This window comes from Citrobacter sp. GW821-FHT02E08 (genome assembly GCF_059421685.1).
On the sequence record NZ_JBWKVL010000001.1, the window covers coordinates 123,039 to 146,878 of the forward strand.

General features: G+C 49.6%; 22 protein-coding genes, 1 other RNA gene and 1 pseudogene. 8 read left to right on the forward strand and 16 right to left on the reverse strand.

The genetic code is table 11. The annotated features are described in order from the left end of the window. Window positions 1-5 precede the first annotated feature (5 nt). The 4 genes from dolP to AC07UY_RS00610 are packed head-to-tail and all read right to left on the reverse strand — an operon-like array spanning window position 6 to window position 3,609. The gene (gene dolP / locus AC07UY_RS00595; protein WP_203359865.1) at window positions 6-581 is read right to left on the reverse strand and encodes a division/outer membrane stress-associated lipid-binding lipoprotein; all 576 of its coding nucleotides are present in this window, start codon (window positions 579-581) and stop codon (window positions 6-8) included. A 9-nt stretch (window positions 582-590) separates the two neighbouring features. Further along, window positions 591-1,181 (reverse strand): DnaA initiator-associating protein DiaA, encoded by a 591-nt coding sequence (gene diaA / locus AC07UY_RS00600; RefSeq protein WP_203359866.1) that lies wholly within the window; start codon window positions 1,179-1,181, stop codon window positions 591-593. Between the two features lie 20 nt (window positions 1,182-1,201). Then, complete coding sequence (locus tag AC07UY_RS00605) at window positions 1,202-1,597, reverse strand: YraN family protein (protein WP_494700573.1); 396 nt, start codon at window positions 1,595-1,597, stop codon at window positions 1,202-1,204. Beyond that, window positions 1,555-3,609 (reverse strand): penicillin-binding protein activator, encoded by a 2,055-nt coding sequence (locus AC07UY_RS00610; RefSeq protein ID WP_494700574.1) that lies wholly within the window; start codon window positions 3,607-3,609, stop codon window positions 1,555-1,557. Before AC07UY_RS00610 ends, AC07UY_RS00605 begins: the two co-directional genes overlap by 43 nt. Window positions 3,610-3,671: 62 nt before the next feature. Between AC07UY_RS00610 and rsmI the strand changes: the two genes are divergently transcribed. Beyond that, a complete protein-coding gene (gene rsmI, locus AC07UY_RS00615; protein ID WP_494700575.1) occupies window positions 3,672-4,532 on the forward strand; it encodes a 16S rRNA (cytidine(1402)-2'-O)-methyltransferase in 861 nt (286 codons plus the stop codon). Window positions 4,533-4,688: 156 nt separating this feature from the next. Here rsmI and AC07UY_RS00620 read toward each other — a convergent pair whose 3' ends face one another. The 6 genes from AC07UY_RS00620 to kbaZ all read right to left on the reverse strand — a co-directional run bounded on the left by AC07UY_RS00620 (window position 4,689) and on the right by kbaZ (window position 12,358). Continuing rightward, on the reverse strand, window positions 4,689-5,861 hold the full coding sequence (locus AC07UY_RS00620; protein WP_494700576.1) for a MalY/PatB family protein: 1,173 nt from the start codon (window positions 5,859-5,861) through the stop codon (window positions 4,689-4,691). 12 nt (window positions 5,862-5,873) lie between these two features. Further along, window positions 5,874-7,445, reverse strand: coding sequence for a maltose/glucose-specific PTS transporter subunit IIBC (gene malX / locus AC07UY_RS00625; RefSeq protein ID WP_494660905.1), 1,572 nt, complete (start codon window positions 7,443-7,445; stop codon window positions 5,874-5,876). Between the two features lie 121 nt (window positions 7,446-7,566). Further along, entirely contained in the window at window positions 7,567-8,439 is an 873-nt protein-coding gene (gene kbaY / locus AC07UY_RS00630; RefSeq protein ID WP_494660906.1) for a tagatose-bisphosphate aldolase subunit KbaY, read from the reverse strand. Window positions 8,440-8,451: 12 nt separating this feature from the next. Further along, window positions 8,452-9,606, reverse strand: coding sequence for an AgaS family sugar isomerase (locus AC07UY_RS00635; protein ID WP_494700577.1), 1,155 nt, complete (start codon window positions 9,604-9,606; stop codon window positions 8,452-8,454). A gap of 308 nt (window positions 9,607-9,914) precedes the next feature. Further along, window positions 9,915-11,048, reverse strand: coding sequence for an N-acetylglucosamine-6-phosphate deacetylase (nagA, locus tag AC07UY_RS00640; protein WP_494660908.1), 1,134 nt, complete (start codon window positions 11,046-11,048; stop codon window positions 9,915-9,917). Window positions 11,049-11,080: 32 nt separating this feature from the next. Continuing rightward, window positions 11,081-12,358, reverse strand: a complete 1,278-nt coding sequence (kbaZ, locus tag AC07UY_RS00645) for a tagatose-bisphosphate aldolase subunit KbaZ (protein WP_494700578.1) — start codon at window positions 12,356-12,358, stop codon at window positions 11,081-11,083. Window positions 12,359-12,607: 249 nt separating this feature from the next. On the opposite strand from kbaZ, the gene AC07UY_RS00650 reads away from it, so the two are divergent. The 3 genes and pseudogenes from AC07UY_RS00650 (at window position 12,608) to rnpB (ending at window position 13,937) form a co-directional block, all read left to right on the forward strand. After that, a complete protein-coding gene (locus AC07UY_RS00650; RefSeq protein ID WP_203359877.1) occupies window positions 12,608-13,417 on the forward strand; it encodes a DeoR family transcriptional regulator in 810 nt (269 codons plus the stop codon). Between the two features lie 14 nt (window positions 13,418-13,431). Next, window positions 13,432-13,527: pseudogene (locus AC07UY_RS00655) on the forward strand (hypothetical protein); the annotation flags it as partial. A 32-nt stretch (window positions 13,528-13,559) separates the two neighbouring features. Next, an RNA gene (rnpB, locus tag AC07UY_RS00660) (RNase P RNA component class A) lies at window positions 13,560-13,937 on the forward strand. 278 nt (window positions 13,938-14,215) lie between these two features. Here rnpB and AC07UY_RS00665 read toward each other — a convergent pair. The 6 genes from AC07UY_RS00665 to AC07UY_RS00690 are packed head-to-tail and all read right to left on the reverse strand — an operon-like array spanning window position 14,216 to window position 18,124. Continuing rightward, on the reverse strand, window positions 14,216-14,911 hold the full coding sequence (locus AC07UY_RS00665) for a 6-phosphogluconolactonase (protein WP_494660910.1): 696 nt from the start codon (window positions 14,909-14,911) through the stop codon (window positions 14,216-14,218). Between the two features lie 3 nt (window positions 14,912-14,914). Next, window positions 14,915-15,628: a GntR family transcriptional regulator gene (locus AC07UY_RS00670; protein WP_494700579.1), complete on the reverse strand. Its 714-nt coding sequence runs from the start codon at window positions 15,626-15,628 to the stop codon at window positions 14,915-14,917. Continuing rightward, a complete protein-coding gene (locus AC07UY_RS00675) occupies window positions 15,618-16,055 on the reverse strand; it encodes a PTS sugar transporter subunit IIA (protein WP_494660912.1) in 438 nt (145 codons plus the stop codon). Before AC07UY_RS00675 ends, AC07UY_RS00670 begins: the two co-directional genes overlap by 11 nt. Continuing rightward, on the reverse strand, window positions 16,055-16,867 hold the full coding sequence (locus tag AC07UY_RS00680; RefSeq protein WP_203359881.1) for a PTS system mannose/fructose/sorbose family transporter subunit IID: 813 nt from the start codon (window positions 16,865-16,867) through the stop codon (window positions 16,055-16,057). Before AC07UY_RS00680 ends, AC07UY_RS00675 begins: the two co-directional genes overlap by 1 nt. A 1-nt stretch (window position 16,868) precedes the next feature. Then, window positions 16,869-17,648 (reverse strand): PTS sugar transporter subunit IIC, encoded by a 780-nt coding sequence (locus AC07UY_RS00685; protein WP_203359882.1) that lies wholly within the window; start codon window positions 17,646-17,648, stop codon window positions 16,869-16,871. A gap of 5 nt (window positions 17,649-17,653) precedes the next feature. Continuing rightward, window positions 17,654-18,124 (reverse strand): PTS sugar transporter subunit IIB, encoded by a 471-nt coding sequence (locus tag AC07UY_RS00690; protein WP_203359883.1) that lies wholly within the window; start codon window positions 18,122-18,124, stop codon window positions 17,654-17,656. A 1,076-nt stretch (window positions 18,125-19,200) separates the two neighbouring features. Here AC07UY_RS00690 and tdcA point away from each other — a divergent pair. The 4 genes from tdcA to tdcD all read left to right on the forward strand — a co-directional run bounded on the left by tdcA (window position 19,201) and on the right by tdcD (window position 23,811). Then, window positions 19,201-20,139, forward strand: a complete 939-nt coding sequence (tdcA, locus tag AC07UY_RS00695; RefSeq protein WP_203359884.1) for a transcriptional regulator TdcA — start codon at window positions 19,201-19,203, stop codon at window positions 20,137-20,139. Window positions 20,140-20,234: 95 nt separating this feature from the next. Continuing rightward, on the forward strand, window positions 20,235-21,224 hold the full coding sequence (gene tdcB / locus AC07UY_RS00700; protein WP_203359885.1) for a bifunctional threonine ammonia-lyase/L-serine ammonia-lyase TdcB: 990 nt from the start codon (window positions 20,235-20,237) through the stop codon (window positions 21,222-21,224). A 20-nt stretch (window positions 21,225-21,244) separates the two neighbouring features. Next, on the forward strand, window positions 21,245-22,576 hold the full coding sequence (gene tdcC / locus AC07UY_RS00705) for a threonine/serine transporter TdcC (RefSeq protein WP_203359886.1): 1,332 nt from the start codon (window positions 21,245-21,247) through the stop codon (window positions 22,574-22,576). Between the two features lie 26 nt (window positions 22,577-22,602). Next, window positions 22,603-23,811, forward strand: coding sequence for a propionate kinase (gene tdcD, locus AC07UY_RS00710; RefSeq protein ID WP_494660913.1), 1,209 nt, complete (start codon window positions 22,603-22,605; stop codon window positions 23,809-23,811). Window positions 23,812-23,840: the final 29 nt, after the last annotated feature.

The window sequence follows — 23,840 nt, forward strand, 5'->3', positions numbered from 1 at the left end:
GACGGCTACTTAATAAAAGTAAAGGCGGTAGTGACGCGTTTCACACCGCTGACGCGACTGGCCATATCCGCCGCCGCTTTTGCTTCGCGGTCAGTCACCAGACCCATCAGGAAGACTTCTCCATTTTCGGTGGTCACTTTCACGTTAGACGATTTTACCTGGTCGCTGGTGAGCAACTGGGAGCGTACTTTCGTCGTAATCCAGGTGTCGTTAGAAGCTTCACTCAGGCTAATGGGCTGACCCTGGCGGACTTCGTTAAACACCTCAGTCGTTCCTTCCACACCCATCGCAATTTGTTTTGCTCGTGAGGAAAGCTCAGCATTCGGCGTCTGGCCGACGAGCAGAACTTTACCCTGATACGCTGTTACGTTGATGCGTGCTTCTTTCTTGATTTGTGCGTCTTTAGACAGCGCACTGCTCACGCGTAACTCCAGGGTACTGTCGTCTACCTGGGTCCCTACGCTACGTGGGTCAGTGACGGCTTTTGTGCCAACGGCTGCAGTACCGACAACGGCAGCAGCGACGCAACCTTGCAACAGCAACGCAGAAATAAGGACTGCGAGCGGCGAAAGTGCCTTCATGTGTACTCCTTAATCATCCTGGTGAGGGAAAAGCGTGTTATCGATCAGATCGCACAAGCAGTTTACCGTCAGCATATGCATTTCCTGAATGCGCGCGCTATGGTGTGAAGGGATACGAATCTCAACATCCTGCGGCCCTAACAATCCGGCCAGTTCGCCCCCGTCATAACCGGTTAGCGCCACAATAGTCATGTCACGAGTGACGGCAGCTTCTACGGCTTTTACGATATCGCGGCTATTGCCACGCGTTGAAATTGCCAACAGGACATCTCCCGCGTGTCCCAGCGCGCGGACCTGTTTGGCATAGATTTCATCATGCAGACGATCGTTAGCAATCGCTGTTAAGACCACATTATCGGTATTAAGTGCAATGGCAGGTAAACTGGGCCGTTCTGTTTCAAAACGGTTGATCATGTTGGCAGCAAAATGCTGTGCGTTGGCAGCGGAGGTACCATTACCACAACAGAGAATTTTGTTGCCATTGAGCAGGGAGTGAACCAGCGTCATGGCGGCACGGGAGATAGCATCCGGGAGCGCTTCTGCCGCAGCAATTTGAGTTTGAATGCTTTCTGTAAAGCAAACTTTGATTCTTTCTAGCACGCTAATCCTTAAATCTTCAATTACGAGCGATCGTTAAACGCATCCTGAATCCACTCAACATCATTTCCGGTGAAGGCTAACACATCGAACCGGCAATCCACAGTATCAAAACTTCCGTTATGGCGCGCGAGCCACACGCGGGCGGTCTGTAATAATTTGTGTTGTTTGCTCCGGGTCACACTGGCTGCCGCTCCACCGAACAAGGCGGAGCGACGGTATCGGACTTCAACAAAAACCGTGGTATTGCCTTCACGCATGATCAGATCGATTTCGCCACCGCGCTCATGCACGTTGGCGGCAATAAAATGCAGTCCTTTGCGCTCCAGCCATCGACGCGCGGCGGCTTCCCACGCGTCTCCGGTCTGTTTATGCGTTAACTGGCGGGAACAACCTGTCCTTGCTGGTATTTGAGCCATGATAACTTCCTGTTAATCACACAATCCGACGTGGCAGTTAATGTGCCGGTATTTCCGTTAAGCTCAAAACCTAGCATCTGGCGCATTTGCGAGAAATTGTTCGCCAGAGACCAGGCGTCAACGCCCATGGCATACATACGGGCGAGAGAGTAGTCATTACCCACAGCGCTGAGCGCTTGCTGCATCAACGGGGCATTATTGCCCGCCAGCATGGGGATTTCACTGTATTGCAGACCTTCCATTTCCAGACGGAAGTCTGGGCCTGCGGTCCCTTGCGCGCTGCGTGAGCTGGCGTACAGTGTCGCACCGCTCTGGCTACCGTTACGCATGGCGATCATCGGCTTAATAAAGGCGATTTCTTCAGGTGTTGCCAGAATATAGACTGCATCCACTCGACCACCGCTGCCTGTGATTTGCGCGTCTGTCGGCGGGGCTGGAATCGTCAGATCGCCAATCGTAACGCCAGGTTGTGACGCGGATCCGGTGGTGACAGGGCTTCCGCTCAGCGCGATACCTGCACCGCCGTTGACGCCCATTCGCAGCTCAGCGGTTGAGCCAAACTTCTGCTGCAACACGGTACTGCCGCCCAATTTCTGCCACTCCTGAGCAAACGCGTTTGTCACGCGATCGCCCAGCCCGCTACGCGGAACCAGCAACAGGGGCGCTTGTTTCCCCTGTTCGCGAATGTGGCGTGCCGCATCGCGAGCTTCATCTTCCGGCGAAAGGGCAAAGTAACAAATATTGGCGTGGTTCTGTACCGCTTCTGGCTGATTCAGCGCCAGCACATTCAGCGGCGTGTTGCTCTTCATCAGCTCTTCGACGTTATTTTTCAACAGCGGACCGACAACAATGCTGGCGCCATCTTGCTGAACCTGGGCCAGAACCTGGCTCAGTGGTTGGGAACTGGTGTCATAGACTTTCAGTTCCGCCGAAGGGTTCGCTGGGGTGCTTGCCGTTACCGGTTGAGCAGGTGCGGCTTGCACCGCGCTAACCGGCGCGTCGGGTTGCGTCTGTTGTTCGTTCGTCAGGTCGCTGACGGAGGCCTGAGAAGGGCTGGCAACACCGTCGGTGACTTGCGGTTGACTCTCTGCTACGACAGGTTCCGCTGCGGGGGCGGGTGTTGCTGTCGGTTGCGAGGCTACCGGCTGAGTCCCCATATTTTTTGCCGCTTCAAAGCCTTTCTGGATAGTGCGACCAAAGACGGCAGCCTGGCCATTCAACGGCAGCAGAAGGGCGATTTTACTGGTGGAGGCGGGTTTAAAACTCTGAACGTTAGTCAGCTGTGTTGGCAACATTTTCGCCCCCGGGTTTTGCGGGTAGCGTTTTTGCCAGTCAACAATGCCAGCCTTCATCATGTTCGGATCGTTACGGTTATCAAACCAGACACGCTGCAGATCCAGCCATCCTTGCAGGACATTTTCATCCGCGTTGATGACCAGCGCCTGAGCTTGCTCCTGCGTCATGGACGAAAGCGCTTGCCAGGTAGCATCGATATTCTTCTGCTTGTCTTTAGCGGCCAGTAACGGCTCCTGAGCGATTAAGGCACGCAGCAAAGAGAGGGAAGGCTGTCCCTGGCTGGCATCAATTTGCGCCTGCCAGTAACGCGCCTGTTGATTTTGATCGAAATCAGCAGGGGTCAGCTTATCCAGCAACGCCTGCGCGCCAGCCACATCTTTTTGTGCCAGCTTGATTTCCACCGCCAGCAGAGACTGTTCACGGCGTTGATTATCGTTCAGATTTTGCGGCAACTGGTTAAACAATTCGACCGCCTGCTGACTTTTACCTTCCTTCAGCAGTGCACGAATGGCGAGTAATTGCCAGTTGGTCTTGCTATCATCTGAACTTTGCTGCATCTGTTGCAGATAAAAGCCGGAATCAGCCTGTGCAGTGCCCTGCATATGGGCTGCACTCTGATCGGGCGCCTGGGTGCCACAACCGGCGAACATCAAGGCTGCCAGGATAACAGGCAGACAGCGCGCGGCTTTCAAACGACAAAATGTTGAGGGTACCATACTGTATCCAGTGATATTTTTTACGCAATGCTCAATATTAAATCGGCAATACGGACGACACAATGAAACAACACGAATCGGCGGATAATTCTCAAGGCCAGCTCTTTATTGTACCTACTCCTATCGGGAATTTGGCTGATATTACCCAACGAGCGCTCGAAGTTTTGCAAGCCGTTGATTTAATTGCTGCTGAAGATACTCGCCACACGGGTTTATTGTTACAACACTTTGCGATTAACGCTCGCCTGTTTGCGCTGCATGACCATAACGAGCAGCAAAAGGCCGAAACGCTGGTGGCGAAACTCAAAGAAGGGCAGAACATTGCGCTGGTTTCCGATGCGGGAACACCGCTCATCAATGATCCTGGCTACCACCTGGTGCGTACCTGCCGCGAAGCAGGGATCCGCGTGGTGCCTTTACCGGGGCCGTGCGCCGCGATTGCGGCCTTAAGTGCGGCCGGACTGCCGTCGGACCGTTTTTGCTACGAAGGATTTCTGCCAGCAAAATCCAAAGGGCGTCGCGATGCGATGAAAGCTATCGAAGCAGAACCGCGTACGCTGATTTTCTATGAATCCACCCACCGTTTATTAGACAGCCTGGAAGATATGGTCACCGTGTGGGGGGAGTCCCGCTATGTGGTACTGGCCCGTGAGCTGACAAAAACCTGGGAAACGATTCACGGCGCGCCGGTGGGTGAATTGCTTGCGTGGGTTAAAGAGGACGAAAACCGTCGCAAAGGTGAGATGGTCCTGATTGTCGAAGGGCATAAGGCGCAGGACGACGATCTTCCCGCCGATGCGCTACGCACGTTGGCATTATTACAGGCGGAACTGCCGTTGAAAAAGGCCGCTGCGTTGGCCGCCGAAATTCACGGCGTGAAAAAGAATGCGCTGTATAAGTATGCGCTGGAGCAGCAGGGATAAGACATTAACCCGGGATCCATTCGGATCACAGTTCATTCTTCACCAGTATTGCCTGAAGATTATTGTGCAGCCGGTTTAGTTTCACGGTGAGTTTTGGTTTTCGTTTTTTAAGATAAACAGTACTGCCCCCAAGGGGACAGTACTGTTGTTCGTGGATCAGTAATGCTTCAACATTCTGTCTATTGACTGTTCCAGCCAGTAACGTTGGGTGCCGAAGTTAATGCGCAAGTAGTTTTCACCGTCTTGTACATAATGGCTGCCATCCTCAATTACCACTCCCGCCTGCCGGGCAAAATGCTGAGTTAATTGCGTCGCGCTGCGTTTATCGGCACTGACATCTATCCACGCCAGATATGAAGATTCTGGATTCATCATTTTCCAGTCAGGGAAATGTGATCTGATGGAATCCGTCAGATATAACGCGTTGCTGCGTAGATAGCCATTTAACGCATCCAGCCACGGAAGTCCCTGTTGATAGGCGAAAATAATTCCCCAGACGCCAAAGATATTTGGAGAGGTAATCGAGTTTTTCTCCAACTGCTGGCGAAAACGCTGCCGGAGTGTTGCATCCGGAATCATGGAGTAAGAGGTTTTCAACCCACCTAAGTTAAAGGCTTTGTTAGGTGACGTGAGGACAATCAGGTTATCTGGCGCTGCGCACCCCGATGTCAGGCAACTGACAAACTCTCCGTCAAGAATATGCTCAGCATGCACTTCATCGACAACCAGTATCACACCGTAGCGTTTACACAGTTCTGAAACCTGACGAATTTCAGCGGCGCGCCATATCCGCCCTGACGGGTTATGCGGAGAGCAGAAGAACCACAGTTTCGGGTGATAGGTTTTAAGCTGGCTTTCAATGAGATCAAAATCCAACTGATAGCGATTGTCCTCTACACGAAGTGGATTAGCGAGAACGCGTACATCCTGTCGCTGCGCTGCCATTGCAAACGGATCGTAGACTGGCGTATTCATCATTACGTAATCACCAGGCTGGCAAAACGCCTGAACCGTGTAGTGCAATGTAGAAACGGTACCGTAGGTTAATGTTATCCACGATTTCTCAACACTGACGTGATGACGTTGCCTCTGGAAATTAATGACGGCATCGTAAAATTCATCAAAGCACCATGTGTATCCAAAGGTCCCGTGCTCGACTATTCGCTGGAAACCCTCAATAACCTCAGGCGGTGAAGTGAAATCCATGTCGGCAATCCACAGTGGAATAAAGTCCGCAGGGATCTCCCCAAAGCGAGAACAGACAAAAGCGTGATCCCATTTCCGGCATTTATCGCTTTTTCGTTCAATGATTTTATCAAAATCAAACACAGCAACCCCCTGTTAGATTAACGCTTCAATGCCTGTTTTTACGCTCTGGACTTGTGGTCCGATAATGACCTGCACGCTGTGCGCATCAAGGACAACCACTGACAATGCACCGGCATCCTTTAGTGTTTGCTGATCAATTTTGCTCATATCTTTCACTACCAGACGCAGGCGAGTAATGCAGTTGTCCAGCGAATCAATGTTCTCTTTCCCGCCAAGGGCGCGGAGAATCAGACCATGATCGTATTTCGATTTCCCTCGTGCTTTGGTGTTAGCTTCAACCGCTTGCGATGCCCCTTGTTGATCCTCCTCGCGTCCTGGTGTTTTGATATCGTGTTTGAGGATGTACCAACGGAAGACAAAGAAGTAGGTGGCAAACCATACAATCCCAACAGGGAAGACCAGGTACCATTTTGTTGACAAGCCCTGCATGACACCGAAGATCAGTAAATCAAGAATACCGCCGTCGGTGTTACCGATTGTGACGCCTAACAGCGCCATGACCATCAAGGCCAGGCCTGACATCACAATGTGGAAGACATACAACGCTGGGGCAATAAACAAGAACAAGAATTCGATAGGTTCAGAAATCCCCGTTACCACTGACACCAGCACGCCAGAAAGTAACAGACCTTTAATCACCGGGCGGTTTTCCGGGCGAGCAGTGCGATAAATGGCGTAAGCCACGGCAGGCAGGCCGAAAATGAACGTTGGCATAAACCCTTGTGACAGAAATGCCGTAACATGTGGGCTAAACGGTAAGCCCGCTTTAAGCTCCGCATAGAAGATATTCAGTGCCCCAGCGACCTCATGACCGTTAACAATCTCCATGCCACCCGCTGGGGTGAAACGCACCATCGCGAGCAGAATGTGGTGCAGGCCAAAGGGTTTGAGCAACAGTACACCCACGCCGTACAAGAATGGCCCAAAGACGCTGGTACCCTGAATGAGATGACCAATCCCTGCAATGCCAAGCGCGACGTACTCCCACAGAAGAGGAATAAACAGACCCACCAGCGAGAGCGTTAATGCAGTAATAATCGGGACAAAACGGATGCCGCTAAAAAATGCGAAAGCATCATGCAGCACGGTGTCCTGAAAACGCTCATGGAGAAAATAGGTAATTACACCAACCACAATACCGCCAAGTACCCCCATCTCAAGAGTCTGGATACCTAACACGATTGACTGACCCACTTGTTTCATTGCCGCAGGATCAGCAAGTTGGTGAGTAACGCTAAGATAGTAGTTAATGCTCATGTTCATCAGCATGTAACCCACAAAACCGGCAAAGGCGCCTACGGCTTTGTTACGTTTGGCGAGACCCATAGGGATAGCCATGGCAAACATGATAGGAAGATAGCTGAAGGCGAACCCACCAACCATAGCAATAAAGCCGAAGGTTAATTGGGTGAGCTCTCCTCCCAAAAAAGGGAAACTTTTAATTGTTGAAGGACTGGTGACTGAGCTACCAATGCCCAGTAATAAACCCATAAATGCAAGGAGGGATACTGGGAACATAAATGTTTTTCCCAGACTCTGAAAAAACTCCCACGCCTTCGATTTAAACGACTTTACCTGCGTCATGTAGGGACTCCTCGGAATCGATAATATTAATTGAAGGTCCGCCTTGTATTAAGAACGCACCTTCATATTTGAGAGGTTTAGAATTATTTTTTTATGTCGTGATTCTGGTACCTGATATTTTTCAGGCTTCAGCAGTGAGCAGCAGGCGGTTAGCCGAGCCGCAGACATTAACTTTGCTTCTCACCACGTCTTTCATGGCATCCATACCGACGCGCATGTAGTAGCGCGGGTCGTTACCCTGCGGATTTTCAGCAAACCATGCTTTGACAGCGTCGGCGAAGGCGATTTTCAGCTCTGTCGCGACATTGACTTTACATACCCCCAGTTCGATAGCGCGGCGCACATACTCGTCTGGAACATCGCTTGCGCCGTGAAGAACCAACGGCACATTAACCACTTCGCGTATTTCCGCCAGGCGCTGAAAATCAATTTTGGGGCGTTTGGTGTAGAGCCCGTGTGCAGTACCAATTGCAACGGCAAGGCTGTCGACACCGGTCTGCTCAACAAAACGCTTCGCTTCGTGTGGATCGGTCAGGAAGGCGCTTTCTGCATCAACGCTCATGTCATCTTCTACACCACCCAGACGTCCCAGTTCTGCCTCCACGCTGCAGTCACGCGCGTGGCAAAAATCGACAACCGATTTCACCAGTTTCACGTTTTCCTCGAACGGGAAGTGGCTGCCGTCGATCATGGCGCTACGAACGCCTGCATTCACTTTACGGCGGATGTCGTCCAGCGATTCATGGTGATCAAGATGCAGCGCCAGCGGCATGTCATAGGTCGTGGAATAGGCGTTGCACAGCGCGTAAATCTCTTCCAGTGCGATATGTTTGAAGGTGCCCGGCGTCCCGGCAAGGATCACCGGCGATCGCATTTCAGTGCAGACCTCGAGGATCGCCTGGATCGTTTCGGCGTTATGGATGTTGAAGGCGGGAACCGCATAACCTTTTGCCTGGGCATCCTGAAGAAGATATTTGGTGGAAATAATGCTCATCGCGGGATCCTCTTACGCATTCCAGGGGTGAATAACGACGCCTTGCACAACACGATTTACCGTGCCGCTGGCGGAAGGTGTATCTGGGGTATTACCGACGCTGATGGATTGCGTCAGGGCAAACACTTGCGCGTACATCAGGAAGCAAAATGCCTGCTCCATATCGATAAATGGGCGCGAAGGGGGCAGCAGGATATGTGGACCTGCCTCGATGATGGCGTCGCTTTCAGCCGCAATCGCCATGACGCGCATTGCCTGCTGGTCGCGACGTAATTCAGCCAACAGATCAAGATCGTACTGGCGTGTGTATGGATGGCTGGAGACAAACACCACAACCAGTGTTTCGTCATCGACCAGCGATTTTGGACCGTGGCGGAAACCGGTAGGGGAGTCGTAGAACGCAACCAGTTTACCCGCCGTCAGTTCCAGCACTTTCAATGCCGATTCGCGCGCAGCACCCTGTAGTCCACCGCTACCGAGATAAACGATGCGTTTCCATGGCGCATTGCCGAACACGCCGTGACTGAAATCGCCGAGGGAAGTGAGGATCGCATGGCAACGATCGGCCACATCACGAAACGTTTGGCTGTTAATAGCTTCAGGGGCGAAAACAGCCAGGCAACTGGCCATCATGGTGGTGATGCTGCTGGTCATTGCAAACCCACGATCGTGGGTTTCTGCAGGCATCAGCAGAGCGAAGGCGTTATCGCTTTCGGCGGAATTTCGATACAAGCTTCCGGCTTCATTGCAGGTGATGGAAAGGTGGTAGCACTCGGGGATGAATTGATTTGCCAGTTCAACGGCGGCAACGCTCTCCGGACTGTTGCCAGAGCGGGCGAAAGAAACCAGCAACAGAGGGTGTGCAGGATTCAGGTAATCCATCGGATTGGTAACCAAATCAGTAGTCGGTACGGAGCTGATGTTTTTTCCGGTATGACTGGCGAGCCAGGGAGCGATGATGTCGCCGATAAAAGCCGAGGTGCCTGCACCGGTCAATACGATCCGCAGATCATCCTTACTCAACAGCGGCGTAAGAAAATCGTCGATAGCGGCTCGAAGAGTGTCGATGTTCTTGAGCGAGCGGATCCAGCTTGCGGGTTGCTGGCGGATCTCTTCTTCAGTCCAGGTGCCGGTTGCGGCGGTGGCGGAAGTATAGGTTTCGGGCATAACTCAATCCTTAGTCGTGTGAATTCCACATCAGACGCTGGTCAAAAGACCATGGCCTTTCGTTTCATTTCACTTGTTCACATGGTCAATTGAATGAAATCTATAAGAAAGAAATCGAAACTTCAATGAAAGAAAAAGGAATAAAACGAAAATTGTGATCAATGAAATGAAAGTGAAATCTATCTCATTGAAATTTAATCTATTGAATTTGGACTCTGGACCCAGATAAAGTTGATTAAACGAAAGGAAAAGAAAGAAAAGGCCTTTCGGGTAAACACCGAAGGCCTGTGTGAGACAACGTATCAGGGCTAAAGAGAGTGGGGGTGACCCTGAATCCAGATCTGCTGAAGATGGAGCCCACTATCGAGGGCGATAATGTTGGCGCACTTGCCTGCTCTTAACGATCCGAGTTGGCGCTCTATGCCGAGTAATCGGGCCGGGTGAAGCGAGGCCATGTGGATGGCATCTTCTGGCGAGACAGCTGTGTGTTCAACGATATTACGTACCGCCGCATCAAGTGAGAGTGTGCTGCCAGCGAGTCCGCCTGCGGCGGTTCGCACAATGCCATCACGCATCTCTACTTGCTCGCCACACAGCGAGTAACGCCCATCAGGCATCCCTGCGGCTTGCATTGCATCGGTAATCAGTACCACCCGTTCTTTTGCACAGCAGCAGCAAACTTGCATAGCGCCCGGGTGGACATGATGTCCGTCTGCAATAAGTTCCAGCCAGGCACGCGAATCAATGAGTCCGGCGCCGGCCATCCCAGGTTCACGATGATGCAGTCCGGTCATACCGTTAAAGCAGTGCACTAACCCATCGGCCCCCGCATCAAATGCCTCACGCGTTTGCTCATAGGTGGCTGCGCTGTGTCCAAGCATTACCCGAATGCCTTGTTGCCTGAGATGCTGAATAGCCGCCAGCGCCCCCGGCTTCTCCGGGGCCAGCGCCACCACGCGTAACGTGTGTTGCGAGACAGAAATCAGTGCGTCCAGCTCGGCGATATTCAGTTCGCGAAACAGCTCAGGCGGATGCGCGCCCTTGTTCTGCGGCGTGAAATACGGACCTTCCAGATAGCTACCCAACACCTGCGCGCCAGGTCCTCCGTTTTGGCAACGCTGTGCGATACGCGCCAGCGTGTTGTGGATAGCACTCAACGGAGCCGTAACGGTCGTGGGCAACCAGCCGCCCACGCCTTCACGTGCCTTATACAGCGCCAGTTTGTCGAGCGTATCGGGTGCCTCATCCATAACATCGATACCTGCACCACCATGAACATGAGTATCAATGTACGAAGGGCAGAGTAATTCCGCATCGCGCTGACTGATTCCCGTAGGAATAGGTTCAATGGCGGTGATAACGCCGTTATCGACCCTTAGCTGATAATCATCGAGCCAGCCCTCTTCAGTGAGCAGGCGTCTTGCGCGCAGTAGCATGGCCATATTTTTCCTAATCCTCTGTCTGTGACGGGATGCTATTCCTGACAGGCTGCATGGTACTGTCGCAGGATGTCCTGGATATGGTCGATGATGAGGTCTCGTGGCGCAGCCTTGAGAACCCCCTCGCGGACTTTGACGTACTGCAGCGGTAAATATTGGCTAATGAGCGGCAGTGGAATCGGTTCGTCAGCCAGGTTGCGCACCAGACGGGCAAAAGCGTCATCAATGTGTTGATCCGGCCAGTAATAGCGGATGCGGTCGGAATAGCTGTAACCGCGAGCAAACCGACGCGCATTGCGATCGCCGTGGTAGTGGCTTTGCCAGTACTCAGGGCGGTCAATCATCACGCTCTCAAGGACCTGACGTAGTCCGGAACCTGCTTTTGCAGGGAGTAATTCTTCTTCAATGGCCGCCAGCGAGAAAAGAGCCTCGCGCAAAGCGAAGGTGAGAGCCGGTCCTACTTTTAGGATCGCGAAATGATCTTTCACCAGTTGGCGCAACGACTGAGGTGTTTGATAGTCCGTTGAATGTGCTTCAAAGATCAGCGTGTCGTACGCTTCTACCATCGTGCTGAGTGCTTCTGCTTTTTGCGGCTGGTAGTCAATAACATGCGTGTGATCGAACTCGACGCCGGGTTGTACCACCAGTCCAATGATGCGGGGCCAGATGGAATTTAACCCTTGCTTTTCAAATGCGTGCCGATGGGCTTCTAGTGTCGCGCGTGCTGCATCTGGCGTTGTGACTTCAAGTTCAGTGAGTGTTTCATGAGCGCCGCCGGGGACGGGGACTTCGGTGCCGATGACATAAACCAGATCGGCTTCGCCAAAATGTTCGCAGCAGGTTTCTTCCGCGATCCTCGCGAGGCGAGCGGCGCGCTCTGCGACAATCTCGTCAGTCAACGGAACAGGATCGTTGGCACAGGACATACTGCAATCAAGGTGGATCTTTTTGAATCCTGCGGCAACATAGCTTTTGATCAGCACGTCTGCATTATCCATGGCCTGATCGGCGGGGAGATTTTGCCAGCGGTTTGGGCCGAGATGATCGCCTCCCAGAATGAGCTGCGACTGGGGGAAGCCAAGTGAGTCGGCAAGACTGCAAATAAAACCGCGAAAATCGGCGGGCGTCATACCGGTGTAGCCACCGAACTGATCAACCTGGTTCGACGTTGCCTCTACCAGCAACGGAGCCTGGTGTTCGTGGGCATAGCGTATTGCGGCTTCAAGCACCAGTGGATGTGCGGAACAAACGGCATAAATCCCGTTTGTTTTTCCCCGTTTATGCTGTTCCACCATTTCTGTCAGATGTTTCACTTCCCTCTCCCGGTCAGATATCTATGACATTAATCTTTCGTTTTGTTTCGATTGATACTGCTTTATGGTGTCGTAAAAATAAAACGAAAGATACTGGTTTTTCGATCTGTTTCACAAAAGAAACATAATGAAAGGTTTCAGTGGTGCGTTGACGGGGGCATGACAGGCTTATGGGACTTGCATTCCGCTAAAGGAAAGGCGTTAATAAGAAAAACGAAATGAAACGAAAGATTTACTAAAGGATTTTTTATGAGTAATACCGACGCTTCTGCAGATAAGCGGGTAACGGGTACCAGCGAAAGGCGTGAGCAGATTATTCAGCGGTTGCGACAGCAGGGAAGTGTGCAGGTAAACGATCTTTCAGCATTGTTCGGGGTTTCCACGGTTACAATCCGCAACGATCTGGCGTTTCTGGAAAAACAGGGCATTGCCGTTCGAGCATACGGCGGTGCGCTGATTTGCGATAGCAATATGCCGGCCGCGGAACCTTCTGTTGAAGATAAAAGTTCGCTTAATACGGCGGTGAAACGCAGTATTGCCCGAGCGGCCGCGGAACTGATCAAACCCGGGCATCGCGTGATCCTTGACTCCGGTACTACCACCTGTGAAATTGCCCGCATGCTACGCCAGCATACCGATGTGATTGCGATGACCAACGGTATGAACGTTGCCAATGCGTTACTCGAAGCGGAAGGGGTTGAACTGCTGATGACGGGCGGGCATTTGCGTCGCCAGTCGCAGTCGTTTTACGGCGATCAGGCGGAACAGTCATTGCAAAATTACCACTTTGATATGCTGTTTCTCGGCGTCGATGCGATCGATTTAGATCGCGGCGTCAGCACGCACAACGAAGATGAGGCCAGACTTAATCGCCGAATGAGTGAAGTGGCGGAACGGATTATCGTCGTCACAGACTCCAGCAAATTTAACCGCTCCAGCCTGCACAAAATTATTGATATGCAGCGTATTGATATGATTATTGTTGATGAAGGCATTCCCGTTGAGTGTCTGGAAGCATTACGGAAAATGGGTATTGATGTGATTCTGGTCGAGAATTAAAGCTCCCTCTTGCACTGAAAGAGACCTTCCGGGGCGTATTTGACAATATTTATCGTGCCTCGCGCAATATTGCGGCCACGCTGGCCGTCGGGATGCACAGTGCGGGGTGACAAGGGCACGCAAACCCTCTATACTTCGCGCCGAAGCTGACCAGACAGTCGCCGCTTCGTCGTCGTCCCTTTCGGGGGAGACGGGCGGAGGGGAGGAAAGTCCGGGCTCCATAGGGCAGGGTGCCAGGTAACGCCTGGGGGGGAAACCCACGACCAGTGCAACAGAGAGCAAACCGCCGATGGCCCACGCAAGTGGGATCAGGTAAGGGTGAAAGGGTGCGGTAAGAGCGCACCGCGCGGCTGGTAACAGTCCGTGGCACGGTAAACTCCACCCGGAGCAAGGCCAAATAGGGGTTCATAAGGTACGGCCCGTACTGAACCCGGGTAGGCTGCTTGAGCCAGTGAGCGATTGCTGGCCTAGATGAATGACTGTCCAACGACAGAACCCGGCTTATCGGTCAGTTTCACCTAATTATGTAAAAACCCGCTTCGGCGGGTTTTTGCTTTTATGGGGCAGGGAAGATGAATGACTGTCCACGACGCTGTACCCAAAAGAACGCGGCTTATCGGTCAGTTTCACCTAATTAAGTAAAAACCCGCTTCGGCGGGTTTTTACTTTTACGGGACAGGGAAGATGAATGACTGTCCACGACGCTATACTCAAAAGAAAGCGGCTTATCGGTCCGTTTCACCTATTAAAAAACCCCGCTTCGGCGGGGTTTTTGCTTTTCAGGGGATGGTGTAGAAATCAAATTACATCTTCGGAATACACTATTTCAGCATTAGGATGTATTTTCACCAGCGATGCAGGTAGGGATGTCGTCACGTTACTTTTAAGTAACTTGTCAAAGATCTCCTTTTTATGCTCGCCAGTCACCATCAAAATGACTTTTTTGGCTGACATAATTTCCTGCAATCCTAATGAGATACCAAATTCAATATTATTCTTACCTGATACCATCGGATGCGCTTTTGAAGCCGAGTGCAGCGTAACTTTACTGACGTTCACTGGCAAGCCGTCGTTAGGTTCGATAAAACCAATATGCCCGTTCATACCCAGACCAATAATGCACAGGTCAGGATTTTTCATGGAGTCCATGACTTCCTGAATACGTTCAACTTCGGTTTCCGGTAATTCACCGCCATCGAACGCGATGTAATTTTCGGGTTGAATACCCCATGGCTTAACAACATGTTCAGTTAAATAGTGTTCACACGAGTCTTTATCCGAATTACTGAGACCCACCCATTCATCTAACTTAATGATTTTTGCGTTGCTGGCAGGACTGGACAGCATTGACGGTACCATATCAAATGCTTTAGTCGGTGTTCCACCTGAAGCAAGAATAAATGAAGCGTCTTCTTTTCTCGCGATAGTGTCGGCAATCTGTTGCGCTACATGGGCCGCAACATCTTCCTGGGTCGTTAATTTAACCAATTGCATCAGTTAACCTCTTTTCATATTTCGTGTAAATTCAAGAATGCCTGAATCAGTGATTGAGACGGTATATTCAAATACGCCATTCTCATTTGAACCGATGCGAATAACGCTCATCATGGGAGTGGGTTCATTCACCTCAAAAATTTTGCACTGCTCTTCATTGAGAATAATGGGCGTGAGCTTTTCTTTAATGCTCATTTCGCCGCTCTTGCCGATATCATCAAGGGCCCGGTACAAGCCAACCTGTTCAACATGTTCAATATTAAGCAAGTTAAATGTTGATTGCAGAAGATAGGTATCTTCAAGCACAGCCAGAGCGTCGTTGACATAACGACGACGGGATATGACTGCAAAACATTCATCTGCGGCAACACCAAAAATATTTGCGATAAACGCAGACGTTAGAAAATCAACTTTCTCAATAATGGTTTTATGTTTCAGCCCTTTTTTATCGACATCCTGAGTAAAGCTCAACTCAGGTTCGACTTCCTCACGGAGCATCGGAATGGTCACAATATTACCAATGCCCTGTTTCGAGACGAGGTAGCCACGTTCAATCAGGTAGGCAATAGCGCTACGTATGGTTGAGCGGCTGCATTGATATTTTTCTTTTAGCATCAATTCTGACGTTAATTTATCACCTTCCTGTAAACCGCGAATCTCTTCTAAAATCAGTTCAGAAATCTGCAGATACTTCGGCAATAAATGTTTAGATTCCATCGTCTTCTTCCTCAAAGGATATCTGCGTATCTTCTATAACAAACGCAGATATTGATTCTTTCCCCTGCTCTAACACTATTTCAACAAGCTCAGGCATGGTACCGACGTCATCTCGAGCCTCGATAGCGGCCACCACCATATTGAAATTTGTACCGGTTAGAACCTCAATGTCATAACCTTTTAGTTTTAACTCTACTGACTTATTAAAAGGGGTACCACCCTTCATGTCAGTGAGGACTAAAAATGCAGAGTTCGGTTCCTGAGATGTCACCAGACATTCCAGTTGATCCCTGAACACGGCGGAAGACATATCGTAGGCATAGGGAACGGCATAAAAATTGTCTATATCACCCAATACGCCTTTAATCAGACTCTGTAGCCCTTGAGAGAATTCTCCGTGGCCGCTAATGATCACCACAACGTTCATTACACAATCCCCACTGCTGCGCCAAGAATTGAAAGTGCAGTGATGGCGCCAATCATGACCAGCGGTTTGATTTTTTTCACCTTAACGGCATAGAACACAGCGATGGCGACCAGTGCAGGCAGTAAGTTAGGCATCACTGCGTCGAGCAGATCGCTTTGCAGCTTAACCACCATGTCTCCGGCATCGAGCGTTAGCGGTGTCGATATCGATATATAGGAGGCCATCAGACCGCCTATTACTGTCATCCCAAGAATGGTGGCGGTGCGTGAAAGCTGTGCAGAAACCGTCTTGATGTTGGCAAAGGCCTTTGTGCCATTTCTGTAGGCAAAGTGCATCAGGCCAAAACGGATCGAAAACTGAATCACGAAGAAGCTGATCAGATAAAAGAACGGCGCGAACACATTACCGTGGCTTGCCAGACTCGCGGCAATACCGGCAATGATGGGGATCGCCGTCGCCCACAGTAACGAGTCGCCTAAACCTGCCATTGGCGCCATTGCGCTGATTTTAATGCTACGGATAACGTCAGGCGCCGCTTTCTTACGTTCGGCGGCCAACGCCAGGCCAAAAGCAAATGTGGGCACAAAGGTGTTGGTGTTGAAAAACTCACTGTGCAAATTCAACGACTTTTTAAGATCGTCAGGATTGGTGTGGATCTTCTTCAATGCGGGCAGCATTGAGTAAATGACACCGCCTGCCTGCATACGCTCGTAGTTAAAACTGGTATTCAACAGCATTGAGCGCCAGCACACCTTATTTAAGTCTGCTTTGGTTAACTCAGGCGCTTCAGTTTGGTCGATAAAATCGCTCATCTTAGATCCCTTCCTCTTCGGCTTCTGGTGCCGTTTTAGTCATAGTCTGCTGACGATGTTGATTAGAAAAGAAATCGTAAGCGGCGAAACAACCCCCAAAGATAGCCAGTGCAAGGATCGGCATCTTCAGGTAACTCACTGCGGCGAAACCGGCAATCAGGAACAGGATATGCTGGCGTTGCCACATCATTTTAAGCAGCATGGCGAAACCAACGGCAGGCAGGATCCCGCCAGCGACGCTCAGACCGTGGATGACAAACTCAGGTAACGATTTGATGAAACCGGAAGCTTGTTCGGCGCCAAAGTAAATCGGAATAAAAGCGACAACAAAATACAAGATGAAGGCGAGGCTAAGACCCGTCCATTGAGTACGGGCAAAACCAGAGAAATTCATGGTTTCGATATAGCGATCGTTTTTATGCATGTACACCGCAAGGAAAGTACAAAATGCGGTCATGATCGCCTGCATCAGGATGGCGAATGGCACCGCCAGCGCAACAGATACCTTTGGATCGAGCCCGCTCACAATCGTGAACGTTACGCCGATAACGGTACCGATCACCATGTTAGGGGGTTGGGCGCCGCCAAATGCCGCAGTCTGACCCAGAAAGACCAATTCCAGAATCGCACCGACCATCAAACCTGTTTTGACGTCACCCAGCACCAGGCCAACCAAAAAGCCAACAACCACCGGGCGATAGGTTTGAAACTGCTCAGCAAACGAATCTGCACCGGTAAATGCGGCAACAAGCGCAATGAGCAAAACTGTTGTTAATTCCATGAAATTTAACCTTTGTAGACTTGTTTGCTGTCATTAGGCGTCAGCGCGTAGTACACAGTAATTCCCTTGCTGACCAACGTGTCCAGGGCGGCTTTCTCTTCAGAGCTTACGTGATAGGACTTGTAAACTTTAATGTCGTGCTCGGCGGACCAGGCGCGATTCCCCAGGTTGATCTCTTTGATCGGCACGCCGTTTTCAACAAGCTTTAATGCATCCAGCGGGTTGTCCGTCATCAGCAGAATGTGTTGTTTCTGCGAGGCCTGGTGAATGACATCGATCGTTTTTTGGACTGAAAAATAGCGAACCCCAACTCCCTCTGGCGCGGCAATGGATATCAACTGTTTCCTCAATTCATCTCCGGCTACAGCGTCATTGCAGATAACAACCAGATTTGACTGTGTATGCGGAATCCATCCCGTCGCAACCTGACCGTGAATGTAGCGGTCATCTAAGCGGGTGTGCACGATATTCACCATGGTTCATTCTCCAGACCGTTGAGTGATTATTTGTCCGGATGTCCGGACAAGTGCAATTATCAACCATAACCCAGAGTAAAAATGAGAACGTGGTCAAAAAAGAGAACAAAATGAAAAACCATTTCAGACCAGAATGGAGAACGCTGAAAACTTCAGTGGTGAGGTGTGGAGGGGCTGATAGCACATGAACACAGTGAATTGTGCTGCTCAGGGGACCTTGTCTGGCCTTCTTTGTGGCGTAAAGGCAACGGATAATCGGCGAGAATTTCCGATCATTTTGCGGTTTTGTGGTGAAAGAAATGAGTCAGGGGGAGGGACGTGCTTACCTTTGGAAGCCAGCACTGCGTCCGATAAACGTTTTATTAGCGGGTAATGTACTCGTTGCTTGCATGAATTTAGCGCTCCTGGAGTGCAATAAACGGGAAGGACAGGGTAATAAATCGGCATATTTGAAATAACGTGGGCAGTATTCATCTGGAGAGATTTCTTGTTTTGTGACGATTAACACAAAACGCTACCACCGAGGATTTTTGCCAGACAAAAGAAATGCTGATGATCAAAATCACAAAATTACGCGCTGCAAAAACTAACAAATAAAGTGTTAAAATATTGTTTAAAATGATAATAAAAAGAGCGAAATAGTTTAGTAAATGATAAATATAATATTTATTCACACACAAACAAGGTAGAAAAATGTGATGTGCCACAGTTTTTAACGGCAATTTTGTCCTGCTTATACAGATAGTTGATAAATTACTTTATAAATTTAAATGTAAATTCGCGTAATAATCACGCTGTAATTGCTTGAATTATCGTCTGTGTGGTCTTTTTAAAATAACCTCTAAAACGTAGATGTTATCGCCATAAAATATCGTTATCCCCTGTGTTTTTTCTTGATAAAAGCCCATCAAAAGTCTCTGCTGAAATGCATATGACTATGATTTATAAGTATTTATTTTGAAAATCATAGGTCTGGCAAATGTAAGGTAAGGTAATTTGTGAGTGGTCGCACATAACCACATAACTTTTATTTGGTACACTTCCTGCCGTCAATAAAGTAATTAGTGTAGGCCGATATGAATACTATTCTTCTCCCTAAAACACAGCACTTAGTGGTCTTTCAGGAAGTCATTAGAAGCGGTTCTATCGGCTCGGCTGCAAAAGAATTAGGATTAACTCAGCCAGCGGTCAGCAAAATTGTTAGTGATGTCGAAGCCTATTTTGGTGTTGAGTTAGTTGTTCGTAAAAATACGGGTGTGACGTTGACGAGTGCGGGTCAGGTATTGTTATCCTGGTCCGAAACAATCACCCGCGAAATGAAAAAAATGGTGAGTGAGATGAACAGCATGACCTGCAATACGGTCGTCGACGTCTCGTTTGGTTTTCCTTCGCTAATTGGCTTTACGTTCATGTCAGACATGATTCACAAGTTTAAAGAGGTGTTTCCGAAAGCGCAGGTTTCGATGTACGAAGCGCAGCTTTCCTCTTTTCTACCTGCGATTCGTGATGGCCGACTGGATTTCGCTATCGGTACGCTGAGCGATGAGATGAAACTGCAAGATCTGCATGTGGAGCCGCTCTTTGAATCCGAGTTTGTGTTGGTTGCCAGCAAGTCCCGAACATGCACCGGCATCACTACGCTGGAATCGTTAAAGAACGAACAGTGGGTGTTGCCACAAACGAATATGGGCTACTACAGCGAACTCCTCACCACGTTACAAAGAAATGGCATCAACAGTGAAAACATCGTTAAAACAGATTCTGTTGTCACCATTTATAATCTTGTTCTCAATGCTGATTTTCTGACAGTCATTCCTTGCGATATGACCACACCTTTTGGTTCAAATCAGTTTATTACTATTCCAGTTGAGGAGACTTTACCGGTTGCGCGATATGCCGCGGTATGGTCTAAGAATTATCGAATTAAAAAGGCAGCATCGGTTTTGGTTGAATTAGCCAAAGAATATTCATCATATAATGGTTGCAGACGAAAGCAATTAATCGAAATTAACTGAATTTAGTTTTAATACGCAATTGACGCCATGTGTCTAAATATCAGACAGTGGTAACAGCTATTCATATTAGTTTAATACCCAGGTAAGAGGTTTTCATGCACATTACATACGATCTCCCGGTTGCTATTGAAGATGTCATCGAAGCGAAAAAAAGACTTGCGGGCAAAATCTATAAAACGGGGATGCCTCGCTCCAACTATTTGAGTGAACGTTGCAAAGGTGAAATATTCCTGAAGTTTGAAAATATGCAACGTACCGGCTCATTTAAAATCCGTGGCGCATTTAATAAACTCAGCTCTTTAACGGAAGCTGAAAGACGCAAAGGTGTCGTGGCCTGTTCAGCGGGTAACCACGCGCAAGGGGTTTCTCTCTCCTGTGCCATGCTCGGTATCGACGGCAAGGTTGTCATGCCTAAGGGCGCGCCGAAGTCTAAAGTCGCAGCCACCTGTGACTATTCTGCAGAAGTGATCCTGCACGGTGACAACTTCAACGACACGATTGCTAAAGTTAGTGAAATTGTTGAAACCGAAGGGCGTATTTTTATTCCACCTTATGATGATCCGAAAGTGATTGCCGGTCAGGGTACAATTGGCCTGGAAATCATGGAAGATTTATATGATGTCGATAACGTGATTGTGCCAATCGGTGGCGGCGGCTTAATTGCAGGTATTGCGATTGCAATTAAATCCATCAACCCGACCATTAAAATTATCGGCGTACAGTCTGAGAACGTACACGGTATGGCGGCATCTTACCATGCCGGTGAAATAACCACGCATCGAACGACCGGCACCCTGGCGGATGGTTGTGATGTCTCTCGCCCGGGTAATTTGACCTATGAAATTGTTCGTGAATTAGTTGACGACATCGTACTGGTCAGCGAGGACGAAATTCGCAGCAGTATGATTGCGTTAATACAGCGTAATAAAGTTGTCACCGAAGGCGCTGGTGCTCTGGCTTGTGCAGCATTATTAAGCGGGAAATTAGATAGCTATATCCAGAACAGAAAAACAGTCTGCATTATTTCTGGCGGTAATATCGATCTTTCTCGTGTATCTCAAATTACTGGTTTAGTTGACGCTTAATATTTCGTTGAGGATAGGATATGAGTACTACTGATAGCATTGTATCCAGCCAGACAAAACAGTCGTCCTGGCGCAAATCGGACACCACCTGGACACTGGGTTTATTTGGTACAGCCATCGGCGCAGGGGTATTGTTCTTCCCTATCCGCGCAGGTTTTGGCGGACTGATCCCCATTTTGTTGATGCTGGTGTTAGCGTACCCCATCGCGTTCTATTGCCACCGCGCACTGGCACGCCTGTGTCTTTCCGGTTCTAATCCATCCGGGAACATTACAGAAACGGTTGAAGAGCATTTTGGTAAAACAGGTGGCGTGGTTATCACGTTCCTCTACTTCTTTGCGATTTGTCCACTGCTGTGGATTTATGGTGTCACCATCACCAACACCTTTATGACTTTCTGGGAAAACCAGTTGCAGATGCCAGCGCTTAACCGTGGCTTCGTGGCACTGTTCCTGCTGCTGCTGATGGCATTCGTCATCTGGTTCGGTAAAGATCTGATGGTTAAAGTGATGAGCTACCTGGTATGGCCGTTCATTGCCAGCCTGGTGCTGATCTCCATGTCGTTGATCCCTTACTGGAACTCTGCAGTCATTGATCAGGTGGATCTCAGTAATATCGCGTTGACCGGGCATGACGGTATCCTGGTTACCGTATGGCTGGGTATTTCCATCATGGTGTTCTCTTTCAACTTCTCGCCGATTGTCTCTTCTTTCGTGGTCTCTAAACGCGAAGAGTATGAGAAAGACTTTGGTCGTGAGTTCACTGAGCAGAAATGTTCCAAGATCATCTCCCGCGCCAGTATGTTGATGGTTGCCGTGGTGATGTTCTTCGCCTTCAGCTGCCTGTTCACGCTCTCTCCGGCAAACATGGCGGAAGCCAAAGCGCAGAACATTCCGGTGCTTTCTTACCTGGCAAACCACTTTGCTTCACTGTCCGGCACGAAATCGACTTTCGCGACGGTTCTGGAGTACGGTGCTTCTATTATCGCACTGGTTGCCATCTTCAAATCTTTCTTCGGCCACTATCTGGGCACCCTGGAAGGTCTGAACGGTCTGGTACTGAAGTTTGGTTATAAAGGCGATAAAACCAAAGTTTCCTCCGGCAAACTTAACACCATCAGCATGATCTTCATCATGGGTTCCACCTGGGTTGTGGCCTACGCCAACCCGAACATTCTGGACCTGATTGAAGCCATGGGTGCGCCGATCATTGCATCGCTGCTCTGCCTGCTGCCGATGTACGCCATCCGTAAAGCGCCGTCTCTGGCGAAGTACCGTGGTCGTCTGGATAACGTGTTTGTTACCGTCATTGGTCTGCTGACCATTCTGAACATCGTGTACAAACTGTTTTAATCCTTAAACGCAGGATGAGTAGTGAAATGAATGAATTCCCGGTAGTTTTGGTTATTAACTGTGGATCATCTTCAATTAAGTTTTCAGTGCTGGATGCAACCCATTGTGATGTTTTGATGGCGGGTATTGCGGACGGAATTAATTCTGAAAATGCTTTTTTGGTCGTGAATGGGGGAGAGCCAGCGCAGCTGGCTCACCACAGCTACGAAGGTGCATTCCAGGCGATAGCCGTTGAGCTGGAAAAACGTAAATTAATCGATAGCGTGGCCTTAATTGGCCACCGTATCGCCCACGGCGGAAATATCTTTACTGAGTCAGCCATTATCACTGATGAGGTTATTGAAAATATTCGCCGGGTTTCTCCTTTAGCACCATTACACAATTACGCGAATTTAAGCGGAATTGAATCGGCAAAGCAGTTGTTCCCTGGTGTTCAGCAGGTGGCCGTTTTTGATACCAGCTTCCATCAAACGCTGGCACCTGAAGCTTACCTGTACGGTTTACCGTGGAAATATTTTGAAGAGCTGGGTGTGCGCCGATATGGATTTCATGGCACATCGCATCGCTACGTTTCACAACGTGCATTCGATCTCCTTGAACTGCAGGAGCAGGATTCCGGTCTGGTGATTGCTCATCTCGGCAATGGCGCGTCAATCTGCGCGGTCCGTAACGGACAGAGCGCCGATACCTCAATGGGGATGACGCCGCTGGAAGGGCTGATGATGGGCACGCGCAGCGGCGACGTGGACTTTGGCGCCATGGCGTGGGTAGCCAGCGAAACCAACCAGACGCTGAGCGACCTTGAGCGAGTGGTCAACAAAGAGTCCGGCTTACTGGGCATTTCGGGTCTGTCTTCTGATTTACGCGTGCTGGAAAAAGCCTGGAGCGAAGGCCATGAACGCGCACAGCTGGCGATCAAAACGTTTGTGCATCGCATTGCACGCCATATTGCTGGTCACGCTGCGTCGTTACATCGTCTGGACGGCATTATTTTCACTGGCGGTATCGGTGAGAACTCCGTGTTAATTCGCCGCCTGGTGATTGAACATCTGGCCGTACTGGGCGTGAGTGTAGACAGCGATATGAACAGTCTGCCTAATTCCCATGGCGAAAGAATTATCTCAGGCAAAGAGGCCCGTGTTATTTGCGCCGTCATTCCAACGAATGAAGAAAAAATGATTGCACTTGATGCTATTCATTTAGGCAAAGTTAACGCCCCCGTGGAATTTGCATAACTTATTTGTTGTTCTGTAGAGAGATTATT